Origin of the sequence: Corynebacterium sp. CTNIH16, assembly GCF_032821655.1 — a bacterium.
GTDB lineage: Bacteria > Actinomycetota > Actinomycetes > Mycobacteriales > Mycobacteriaceae > Corynebacterium > Corynebacterium marquesiae.
Genome location: NZ_JAVBIG010000027.1, coordinates 1 through 2,067 on the forward strand (window position 1 = coordinate 1; position 2,067 = coordinate 2,067).

1 protein-coding gene and 1 rRNA gene are annotated in these 2,067 nt (G+C 53.1%); one reads left to right on the forward strand and one right to left on the reverse strand.

What is annotated here, in order from left to right; genetic code table 11:
• Window positions 1–261: 261 nt before the first annotated feature.
• Window positions 262–1,779 (reverse strand): 16S ribosomal RNA (locus RAE04_RS11600).
• 92 nt (window positions 1,780–1,871) lie between these two features.
• On the opposite strand from RAE04_RS11600, the gene RAE04_RS11605 reads away from it, so the two are divergent.
• Window positions 1,872–2,067 (forward strand): hypothetical protein (locus RAE04_RS11605; RefSeq protein ID WP_317027464.1); only part of this gene is annotated, 196 nt, incomplete at its 3' end.

Sequence of the window (2,067 nt, forward strand, 5' to 3'; positions counted from 1 at the left end):
GTGTCAGCAAGAATAATGATCAGGCACACAAAAGGGGAATAATGCCCCAGACACCCAACAATGCACCAACATACAAACAACTTACTTTTCACAACTGTGCACGGCATGTGTGTCACAAAGCGCCATTCAAACACTTGGTTTCTATCTCTTAAGGTGTGTGTTCCACCCGGACAATTTTCAAATAAACAAAAAGGTCAGCAGCATGACACTCGCACACTCAACCAACCAGGGTGCAACTGCACCCACAATAAAGCTCCTTAGAAAGGAGGTGATCCACCCGCACCTTCCGGTACGGGTACCTTGTTACGACTTCGTCCCAATCGCCGATCCCACCTTCGACGGCTCCCTAACAAGTTTGGGCCACCGGCTTCGGGTGTTACCAACTTTCATGACGTGACGGGCGGTGTGTACAAGGCCCGGGAACGTATTCACCGCAGCATTGCTGATCTGCGATTACTAGCGACTCCGACTTCATGGGGTCGAGTTGCAGACCCCAATCCGAACTAAGGCCGGCTTTCAGCGATTCGCTCCACCTCACAGTGTCGCTGCGCGTTGTACCGACCATTGTAGCATGTGTGAAGCCCTGGACATAAGGGGCATGATGATTTGACGTCATCCCCACCTTCCTCCGAGTTGACCCCGGCAGTCTCTCATGAGTCCCCAACCAAATGCTGGCAACATAAGACAAGGGTTGCGCTCGTTGCGGGACTTAACCCAACATCTCACGACACGAGCTGACGACAACCATGCACCACCTGTACACCAGCCACAAAGGGAAACTACATCTCTGCAGCGATCCGGTGTATGTCAAGCCCAGGTAAGGTTCTTCGCGTTGCATCGAATTAATCCACATGCTCCGCCGCTTGTGCGGGCCCCCGTCAATTCCTTTGAGTTTTAGCCTTGCGGCCGTACTCCCCAGGCGGGGCGCTTAATGCGTTAGCTACGGCACGAAAGTCGTGAAAAGACCCTCACACCTAGCGCCCACCGTTTACGGCATGGACTACCAGGGTATCTAATCCTGTTCGCTACCCATGCTTTCGCTCCTCAGCGTCAGTAACTGCCCAGTAACCTGCCTTCGCCATCGGTGTTCCTCCTGATATCTGCGCATTTCACCGCTACACCAGGAATTCCAGTTACCCCTACAGTACTCAAGTTATGCCCGTATCGCCTGCACGCCCGGAGTTAAGCCCCGGAATTTCACAGACGACGCGACAAACCACCTACGAGCCCTTTACGCCCAGTAATTCCGGACAACGCTCGCACCCTACGTATTACCGCGGCTGCTGGCACGTAGTTAGCCGGTGCTTCTTATCTAGGTACCGTCACAAAAAGCTTCGTCCCTAGCGAAAGGAGTTTACAACCCGAAGGCCGTCATCCCCCACGCGGCGTCGCTGCATCAGGCTTGCGCCCATTGTGCAATATTCCCCACTGCTGCCTCCCGTAGGAGTCTGGGCCGTATCTCAGTCCCAATGTGGCCGTCCACCCTCTCAGGCCGGCTACCCGTCGCCGCCTTGGTAGGCCATTACCCCACCAACAAGCTGATAGGCCGCGAGCTCATCCTACACCGAAAAAACTTTCCAACCATCACACTAAAAATGGCTCCTATCCGGTATTAGACCCAGTTTCCCAGGCTTATCCCGAAGTGCAGGGCAGATCACCCACGTGTTACTCACCCGTTCGCCACTCGAGTACCCTGCAAGCAGGGCCTTTCCGTTCGACTTGCATGTGTTAAGCACGCCGCCAGCGTTCGTCCTGAGCCAGGATCAAACTCTCCACAAAAAAATTTCAGAACAAAATTCCGAAACAGGCCGTGAAAAGCCCGAAACCCAACAAAGAAACAAACCACCACAAACCACACAACAATGCAGCCCGTGCTGGCGTCCAAAAAATTACTACAAAGAAAAATACAGTCCCCTCAACCCGACGGGGTCAAAAAAGAGGAAACCACAAAAGTTGAACACAATCACATGCCAACCAATCCATCTCAATGCAGCCGAAACACCAAACAGCATTCAAAAAGGTACATGTTCCACATACCCAACCGGCACACACCAACCAACAAACCAC